Below are 6770 nucleotides of genomic sequence, written 5' to 3' on the forward strand. Positions count from 1 at the left end.
AAAATGATGTGGTAGAATGAAATCAGAGTTTTATATTAGCGATGAAAAGACAGAGTAGGATAAAGATCGTCTTACAGAGAGATTGGGTCACCGGCTGAGAGCCCGATAGAAATGAGTTATCTGAAAACTAGCTTGGAGCAGGATTTAGTAGCGAAAGTGAAAGTATCCGGGTGATTACCTTATAATCTTCAAGAGGGTGTTTATTTTGATAAATACCAACTTGGGTGGAACCGCGAGCATACTCGTCCCAATTTTATGGGACGAGTTTTTTTATTTTCATGAAAAGCAAAATATAAAATTAATATGTAAATTATAATCAATTAATATAAAAAAGGGGAGGACACAATAATGATAAAAGTATCTTTAAAAAACGATGTAAGAGAATTTGAATCAGGTGTATCAGTTTTAGATGTTGCTAAGTCAATAAGTGAAGGTTTAGCAAGAAGCATAGTTGCAGCTGAAGTAGATGGGGAAGTAGTTGGATTAGATGCAGTATTAGACAAAGACTGTTCAGTTAATCTTCTAAAATTTGAAGATAAAGAAGGTAGAGAAGTATTTAGACATACTTCATCTCATATACTAGCTCAGGCTATAAAAAGATTATATCCAGATGCTAAATTAGCTATAGGACCTGCTATAGACAATGGATTCTATTATGATATAGATTTAGAACATAGTTTAGTTCCAGAAGATCTTGAAGCTTTAGAAAAAGAAATGAAAAAAATAGCTAAAGAAGATTTAAAAATAGAAAGATTTGAACTTTCTAGAGAAGAAGCTATAAAATTAATGCAGGAAAAAGGTGAAGACTACAAAGTAGAATTAATAGAAGATTTACCAGAAGATGCAGTAATATCATTCTACAAACAGGGTGATTTCACAGATTTATGTGCAGGACCACACCTTCTTTCTACTAAGAAAGTAAAAGCAGTTAAGCTTACAAGTGTAGCTGGTGCTTACTGGCGTGGAGACGAAAATAGAAAAATGCTTCAGAGAATATACGGTGTATCTTTCGAAAAGAACAAAGACTTAGAAGAACATTTACACATGTTAGAAGAAGCTAAGAAAAGAGACCACAGAAAATTAGGTAAAGAATTAGGATTATTCATGATACCTGAAGAAGGACCAGGATTCCCTCTAATGTTACCAAAAGGTATGGCTCTTAAAAATGCTTTATTAGAATACTGGAGAGAAGTACATAGAGCAGCTGAATACGTTGAAATAGAAACTCCAATAATATTAAATAGAAAATTATGGGAAACTTCAGGACATTGGTATCACTACAAAGAAAATATGTATACTGTAAAAATAGATGAAGAAGATTACGCTATAAAACCAATGAACTGTCCAGGAGGAATGTTATACTATAAGAGCGAAATGCACTCTTACAGAGATTTCCCAATGAGAGTTGCTGAACTTGGTAGAGTTCATAGACACGAATTATCTGGAGCACTTCACGGATTAATGAGAGTTAGAGCATTTACTCAGGACGACGCTCATATATTCATGTTACCAGAACAGATAAGAGATGAAATAAAAGGTGTAATATCTTTAATAGATGGTATATATAAAACATTTGGATTTGAATATCACTTAGAATTATCTACTAGACCAGAAGATTCTATGGGATCTGATGAAGAATGGGAAGCAGCAGAAAATGGTTTAAGAGGAGCTCTTGAAGAATTAAATCTTCCATTCGTTGTAAATGAAGGAGATGGAGCATTCTACGGACCTAAGATAGACTTCCACTTAACTGACTGCATAGGAAGAACTTGGCAGTGTGGTACTATACAGCTAGATATGCAGCTTCCAAGACAGTTCGATGCTACTTACATAGGACAGGATGGAGAAAAACATAGACCAGTTATGATACACAGGGTTGCATTCGGAAGTATAGAAAGATTCATAGGAATACTTATAGAACAATATGCTGGTAAATTCCCAGTTTGGTTAGCTCCAACTCAGGTTAAAATAATACCTATATCTGACAAATACGCTGATTACGCTGAAAAAGTTAGAAAAGAATTATTCGATAATGGATTAAGAGTTGAAGTTGACGGTAGAGTTGAAAAAGTTGGATTCAAGATAAGAGAAGCTCAGCTTGAAAAAGTTCCTTACATGGTAATAGTAGGTGAAAAAGAAGAAGCTGAAAACAATATATCTGTAAGATCTAGAGATGAAGGTGAATTAGGTAATGTTGAATTAGCTAAATTCATAGAAGAAGTACAGGCTAAAGTTGCATCAAGAGAAAATATAGTAATGGAATAAATATAGTATGGGGCTGTTACAAGGATTGTAGCAGCCCTTTCTTTGACTTAACACAAGTATTCGCTCTCCAGGCTTCAGCGCCCCAACCATTTGTTTAACACATTTCAAGGTTTTGGGGCGCTTGCAGAATTGTCGGTGCGAGCTACTTGTGTTTAAGTCTTAAAAGAAAAGGTCTACTAAACAATCCTTGATAACAGCATACTATTTATCTTAAGGAAGTGAGGATAATATTTTATAATTGAAAAAGTGAGATTATATTGATATAAGTATTTATGATATAATTATTACTAATTAATGGTTTAATTTAATTTTTTATTTGAGGAGGTAATTGTATGAAGTTTGGATTTTTAGGTGTAGGTAATATGGCAGCAGCTATTATGAAGGGGATGTGTTTAGGTAAGTCTTTTGATAATGCTGATGTTCTAGGATATAATAGAACAGCATCTAAGGTAGAGAAGTTATCTGAGCAGTACGGTTTAACTACTTGTTATTCTGTTAAGGAGCTTATGGAAAATTCTGATGTTGTGGTTTTATCTGTTAAGCCACAGGTGCTACCAGATGTTATGCCAGAGGTTAAAGAGCTTTTAAGAGAGGGGCAGTTAGTTATATCAATAGCAGCAGGTAAGGAAATAAGTTATTTACAGGAAAATTTAGGTGAAGATGTGCATATAGTTAGAGTTATGCCAAATGTAAATGCACAGGCTTTAATGTCTACTAGTTGTTTTACTTGTAGTGCTAATGTTACTGATGAAGAAAAAGAAGTTGTTAAGACAATGTTTGGTGAAGTTGGAAGTATAGTTGAGATAGAAGAACATCAATTTGCTGTATTTACTGCAGTTGGATGTGCATCTCCAGCGTTTACTTACATATATATAGATGCTTTAGCAAGAGCTGGTGTTAAATGGGGGCTTCCAAAAGATGTGGCATTAGATATAGCAGCAAGCTCAGTTTTTGGATCAGCTAAGATGGTTATGGAGTCTGATAAACATCCATTTGGATTAATGGACGAGGTTTGTTCTCCTGGTGGAACAACAATAGAAGGTGTTTGTCAGCTTCAGGACAATAATTTCATGAGCACAGTTGAAAAAGCAGTTAGTGCAGTTATAGAAAAAGATATGTCTTTAAAATAGAAAATATAAAAAAATGTAAAAACGGGCTGTTGAAATGAATCAATAGCCCATTTTTTATTATAAAAATTAAAATAGTCCGAGATGTTCTAGTAATATTTTTGTTCCTAGTAGTATAAGTACTATACCACCGGCAAATTCAGCTTTAGATTTGAATCTTATCCCAAATAAAGTACCTATTCTTATCCCAAATGCAGATATTATAAATGTAGTTATACCTATTAATATAGCAGCATAGACTATGTTTACTCCTAAGAATGCAAATGTGATACCAACAGCCATTGCATCTATGCTAGTGGCTATAGCTAAAACAACCATAGTTTTAAAATCAAAAGAAGAACTTTCTATATCGCAACTTTCCTCTCTAGATTCTTTAATCATATTTGCGCCTATAAGTGCAAGAAGAACAAATGCAACCCAGTGATCTATAGACATAATTCTTTCTTTAAAGCTACTAGCTAGAATATAACCCATTACAGGCATGAGTGCCTGAAAACCACCAAAGTATGTACCAGTTAAAAGTGATTTTTTTACATCCCTTTCTCTAAGTGTAAGTCCCTTACAAATTGCAACTGCAAAAGCATCCATTGAAAGTGCTACAGCAGTTATAAATAATTCAAATAAACTCATAATTTCCTCCTTAAAAATTTATAAAATCAGCAACTCAGAACAGTTTAATTTAAAATGGGAATAAAAAAAGACCTATCTACAGCCTAAGCTGCAGATAAGTCTCGTCATTCAAAATAAAGCCAGACAGTCAAACTGCCAGTATGTTGACTAAATTACAATCTTAAAAGATTGCCAACTACTCCCTTATTGCTAAAAATTATCATATAAATATCTTCTAATATTATAAGTGAAATTATTTGTAATTGTCAATTAGAAATGAATGATAAAATTCTTTTGTAAAAATAAATAAACCTTCACATATTAAAAATAAGTGTTAAAATATAAATGTAGATTTAAAATAATTAAAAATAATTGGAAGGAAGGATAACAAATGACTACTAATAGAAATGATAAATGCTGGTGTGGAAGCGGATTAAAATATAAAAAATGCCATATGGACTTTGATGAAAAATACAATGAAATGGCGGCAAAAGGACACATAATGCCACCAAAATCTTTAATAAAAAATAAAGAACAGATAGAAGCAATAAAAGAAAGTGGAAAAATAAATACAGGAGTACTTGATGAAGTTGCAAAACATATAAAAGCTGGAATGAGTACAGCTGATATAGATAAAATAGTTTACGATTATACAATAGCTCATGGTGCAACTCCAGCCCCTCTTGGATACGGTGGATTCCCTAAGAGTGTTTGTACTTCTATAAATAGCGAAGTATGCCATGGTATACCAGATGAAAATATAATCTTAAAAGAAGGAGATATTGTCAATGTAGACGTATCTACTATAAAAGATGGATATTTCTCAGATGCATCAAGAATGTTCAAAATAGGAAAAGTTAGTGAAGCTGCTGATAAAATAACTGATGTAGCTAAAGAATGTTTAGAAGCAGGAATAAAAGCAGTTAAACCTTGGGGACATCTTGGAGATATAGGTGCTGCAGTACAGGAATTAGCTGAAAAAAATGGATACTCAGTAGTAAGAGCTTTTGGTGGACATGGAATAGGATTAGAATTCCACGAAGATCCATTTGTAGCACATGTTGGTAAAAAAGGTCAGGGAATGGTATTAGTTCCGGGAATGATATTTACAATAGAGCCAATGATAAATGAAGGTGAATACGATGTATATGTTGACGATGTAAATGAATGGACAGTATACACAGCAGATGATTCTCTATCAGCTCAGTGGGAACATCAGATACTAGTAACTGAAGACGGAATAGAAATAATAACACGGTAATAAAAAATAAATTTAAACTTTTTCAAAAAAAGACTTGCATTAAGTTACAATAAGTAATATAATAAACAAGTAAGTTAAAAGACAGCAAGTAGAAATCCGTTTCTCACCTTACGACGAGAGTTAGTAAGTGTTAATATGAGTTAGAGAAGCTTTAGGTAAAAGCTTTATTAGTAATGAGAACTTATATGGCGGATGATAATTTATCATTCGCCTTTTTTAATATAATGATGGAGGTGGACTACCATTAGTAAGGAAGTCGCAATAAACGAACAGATAAAAGAAAAGGAAGTAAGAGTTATCTCTGCAAACGGAGAACAGCTTGGAGTTATGCCTACAAAAGAAGCTCAGGGATTAGCAAACAATAAGAATTTAGACTTAGTTCTAATATCACCAAACGCTAAACCACCTGTTTGTAAAATAATGGACTATGGAAAGTACAGATACGAACAGGCAAGAAAAGAAAAAGAAGCAAAGAAAAAACAGAAAACTGTTAATGTTAAAGAAGTAAGATTAAGACCAGGTATAGAACAGAACGACCTTAATACTAAAGCTAAACAGGCTATGAAATTCTTATCAAAAGGAGATAAGGTTAAAGTAGAACTTAGATTTAGAGGTAGAGAATTAGGTCACAAAGACCTTGGTAAAGATGTAATGCTTAAATTCATAGAAGCAGTGAAAGAGTTTGGAGAACCAGCGAAAGCCCCTACATTTGAAGGGAACAACATGGTTGTAATAATAGATCCAAAAAAATAGATAAATATTCGAGAGGAGGAACTTTGTCATGCCAAAAATGAAAACTCATAGAGGTGCAGCAAAAAGATTAAAAAGAACAGGAAATGGAAAATTAAAAAGAGCTAAAGCTTACAAAAGCCATATATTAACTAAAAAATCTGCAAAAACTAAAATGAACTTAAGACAGTCAACTTTAGTTTCTGAAGGTGATGCTAGAAGAATAGCTCAGTTATTACCATACAAATAAGAATCGTAATAAAAGAAACGGAAAATATAAGAAGATTTTAAATAATAAATAATGGAGGATAAGAATAATGGCAAGAGTAAAAAAAGGTATGAATGCCCGTAAAAAACATAAAAAAGTTTTAAAACTTGCAAAAGGATTCAGAGGATCTAGAAGCAAATTATTTAGACCAGCTAATGCATTCGTTATGAAAGCATTAAGAAATGCATACATAGGTAGAAAATTAAAGAAAAGAGATTACAGAAAACTTTGGATACAGAGAATAAATGCAGCTGCTAGAATGAACGGAATATCTTACTCAAGATTAATGAACGGTTTAAAATTAGCAGGTGTTGAAGTTAACAGAAAAATGTTATCTGAAATGGCTATAGCTGATCCAGCTGGATTCGCTAAACTTGTAGAAGTTGCTAAAGCTAAATTAGCTTAATTAACATTATACTACCGTAAATACAGACTGTTTTGCATAAGCAAGACGGTCTTTTTTTTATTCTTAAGGAAATTATAATAATTTAAAACTGTGGAAAACTTGTGT

The 6770-nt window shown here is 32.7% G+C and carries 7 protein-coding genes and 1 other annotated feature; of the genes, 6 read left to right on the forward strand and 1 reads right to left on the reverse strand.

The features are described from left to right. Positions 1-32: 32 nt before the first annotated feature. Positions 33-253 (forward strand) — a binding site (T-box leader). Positions 254-348: 95 nt separating this feature from the next. Continuing rightward, on the forward strand, positions 349-2265 hold the full coding sequence (gene thrS, locus DWX74_RS03070) for a threonine--tRNA ligase (protein ID WP_118548662.1): 1917 nt from the start codon (positions 349-351) through the stop codon (positions 2263-2265). A gap of 332 nt (positions 2266-2597) precedes the next feature. Continuing rightward, positions 2598-3395, forward strand: a complete 798-nt coding sequence (gene proC / locus DWX74_RS03075; RefSeq protein ID WP_118548663.1) for a pyrroline-5-carboxylate reductase — start codon at positions 2598-2600, stop codon at positions 3393-3395. 66 nt (positions 3396-3461) lie between these two features. Here the strand turns inward: proC and DWX74_RS03080 are convergent, their stop codons facing one another. Beyond that, positions 3462-4022, reverse strand: a complete 561-nt coding sequence (locus tag DWX74_RS03080; protein ID WP_118548664.1) for a manganese efflux pump MntP — start codon at positions 4020-4022, stop codon at positions 3462-3464. Between the two features lie 370 nt (positions 4023-4392). Here DWX74_RS03080 and DWX74_RS03085 point away from each other — a divergent pair, with 370 nt between their 5' ends. The 4 genes from DWX74_RS03085 to rplT all read left to right on the forward strand — a co-directional run bounded on the left by DWX74_RS03085 (position 4393) and on the right by rplT (position 6665). After that, the gene (locus DWX74_RS03085) at positions 4393-5262 is read left to right on the forward strand and encodes a methionyl aminopeptidase (protein WP_118548665.1); all 870 of its coding nucleotides are present in this window, start codon (positions 4393-4395) and stop codon (positions 5260-5262) included. A gap of 261 nt (positions 5263-5523) precedes the next feature. Next, entirely contained in the window at positions 5524-6015 is a 492-nt protein-coding gene (infC, locus tag DWX74_RS03090) for a translation initiation factor IF-3 (protein ID WP_330360548.1), read from the forward strand. 28 nt (positions 6016-6043) lie between these two features. Then, positions 6044-6241: a 50S ribosomal protein L35 gene (gene rpmI, locus DWX74_RS03095; RefSeq protein WP_006440755.1), complete on the forward strand. Its 198-nt coding sequence runs from the start codon at positions 6044-6046 to the stop codon at positions 6239-6241. Positions 6242-6308: 67 nt separating this feature from the next. Then, a complete protein-coding gene (gene rplT / locus DWX74_RS03100; RefSeq protein ID WP_006440756.1) occupies positions 6309-6665 on the forward strand; it encodes a 50S ribosomal protein L20 in 357 nt (118 codons plus the stop codon). The last annotated feature ends 105 nt before the right edge of the window (positions 6666-6770 follow it).

It is taken from the genome of Peptoclostridium sp. AF21-18 (assembly GCF_003478825.1).
GTDB lineage: Bacteria > Bacillota > Clostridia > Peptostreptococcales > Peptostreptococcaceae > Peptacetobacter.

Coding starts and splice junctions, on each gene's coding strand:
- thrS (WP_118548662.1), top strand. CDS start 349: ATGATAAAAGTATCTTTAAAAAACGATGTAAGAGAATTTGAATCAGGT.
- proC (WP_118548663.1), top strand. CDS start 2,598: ATGAAGTTTGGATTTTTAGGTGTAGGTAATATGGCAGCAGCTATTATG.
- DWX74_RS03080 (WP_118548664.1), bottom strand. CDS start 4,022: ATGAGTTTATTTGAATTATTTATAACTGCTGTAGCACTTTCAATGGAT.
- DWX74_RS03085 (WP_118548665.1), top strand. CDS start 4,393: ATGACTACTAATAGAAATGATAAATGCTGGTGTGGAAGCGGATTAAAA.
- rpmI (WP_006440755.1), top strand. CDS start 6,044: ATGCCAAAAATGAAAACTCATAGAGGTGCAGCAAAAAGATTAAAAAGA.
- rplT (WP_006440756.1), top strand. CDS start 6,309: ATGGCAAGAGTAAAAAAAGGTATGAATGCCCGTAAAAAACATAAAAAA.